Annotated in this window: 1 protein-coding gene; it reads right to left on the bottom strand. The window is 66.0% G+C overall.

Annotation, left to right across the window (positions count from 1 at the left end):
- Positions 1-7 precede the first annotated feature (7 nt).
- Positions 8-1,168 (bottom strand): IS30 family transposase, encoded by a 1,161-nt coding sequence (locus ACFYXM_RS37120; protein WP_389296268.1) that lies wholly within the window; start codon positions 1,166-1,168, stop codon positions 8-10.
- Between the last annotated feature and the right edge of the window lie 60 nt (positions 1,169-1,228).

The raw sequence follows: 1,228 nt of genomic DNA, 5'->3' as shown, positions 1-1,228 counted from the left end.
GGCGGAGTCAACCGGTTGATGCAACAGCTGCCGCGAGCCTATCAGCGGGAGTTTCGAACCCGAGGGTCTGCCGGGGGCGGGTGTTTAGCTTGAGGGCGACGGCATCCAGTTCGGCCTGGGTATATCCGGACAGGTCGGTTCCCTTGGGAAAGTACTGGCGGAGGAGTCCGTTGGTGTTCTCATTCGATCCCCGCTGCCAGGGGCTTTTCGGATCGGCGAAGTAGACCTTGACGTCGGTGGCCATCGTGAACCGCTTGTGGTCGGCCAGCTCAGTACCCCGGTCCCAGGTCAGTGAAGTCATCAACCCGTCGGGCAGATAACGGACTTGATGACTCAGTGCGGAGATCACACTGGTGGTGTCCTTGCCTGCGACCCGGACGAGCATGACGTAGCGGGAGTGCCGTTCGACCAATGTGGCAATGTGGCTGTTCTTCGCACCGGTGATCAGGTCGCCTTCCCAGTGGCCGGGAACAGCCCGGTCCTCGGCCTCGGCCGGACGCTCGTGGATGGAGACCGCGTCGCGGATACAGCCGCGCTGCTGACCGGCGGTGGAGGCGTTCTTCGAGCGGCGCATCGTGCGTCGGCGGCGCAGATGGGAGACGAGCTCCTTCTTCAGTACGCCTCGGGCCTGGATGAACAAGCTCTTGTAGATCGTCTCGTGAGACACGTACATACCGTCCTCGGGTGCGAAGGCGCGGGCAAGCCAGCCTGCGATCTGACGCGGCGACCAGTCCTCCTTCAGCTTGCCCGCGACCGTGTCCCGCAGGGCCGGACTCTGTTGCAACAGACACGACTTCGGGCGCCGGGCATTGCTCCAGGCGCCCTCGTCCGCGCGAGCGGCCCGGTACCTCTCACGCCCGCCGTGACGCCCCACCTCGCGACTGACCGTGGACGGTGCCCGACCCAGCCGGTTCGCGATCGCCCGGAAGGAGTCACCGGCGGCCAGACCTCGGGAGATCTCCTCCCGCTCCGCCAGCGACAGCACTCCGGCCGACCGAGTCCTGGCAGCCGGGACGAAACCGCCGTTCGCCGCGACCACCCCGTGGATTGACCCGGGCACCTTGCCCAGCGCACGCCCGATCTCGCTCAGCGACTGCCCGTCCCGCCATCGCCGCCATACTTCATGCTTCTGCTCGTCCGACAACCCCGGACGCCCGATCCTCGCCACCCAGCAACACCTCCAGCAACCGTTCTACCTGGGATGTTGCACCGACCCATTGACCTCACC

It is taken from the genome of Streptomyces sp. NPDC002476 (genome assembly GCF_042889785.1).
Taxonomy (GTDB): domain Bacteria; phylum Actinomycetota; class Actinomycetes; order Streptomycetales; family Streptomycetaceae; genus Streptomyces.
The sequence above is the reverse complement of the archived record's forward strand: the minus strand, read 5'-3'. Positions and strand labels throughout refer to the sequence as shown.